Here is a 281-nt window from a genome sequence, read left to right as displayed (position 1 = left end):
CAATGAACGTTCCGGTGTCTTGTCTACGGCGATGTCGTTCCTCGGACTTTACCGCGATCCCGTGGTGGCCCAGGTAACCCGCCGTTGCGACTGGCGGATCGCCGACTTGATCGCCGATGTCGGTCCAACGACGCTCTACCTCGTCGTGCCGCCTTCCGACATCTCGCGGACCAAGCCGCTAATCCGCCTGGTGCTGAACCAGATCGGCCGACGCCTGACCGAGGATTTGCACGCGAGCAATCGTCGGCACCGTGTCCTGATGATGCTCGACGAGTTCCCGG

Annotated in this window: 1 protein-coding gene; it reads left to right on the top strand. The window is 62.6% G+C overall.

Annotated features, from left to right (window positions below; genetic code table 11):
* Window positions 1-281: type IV secretory system conjugative DNA transfer family protein (locus AC0L3O_RS35590; protein WP_473618178.1), on the top strand; the 281-nt coding region annotated here is incomplete at both ends.

It is taken from the genome of Mesorhizobium sp. WSM4810 (genome assembly GCF_055811235.1).
Note: the sequence above shows the minus strand (reverse complement) of the source record. Positions and strands in the feature narration are given on the sequence as shown.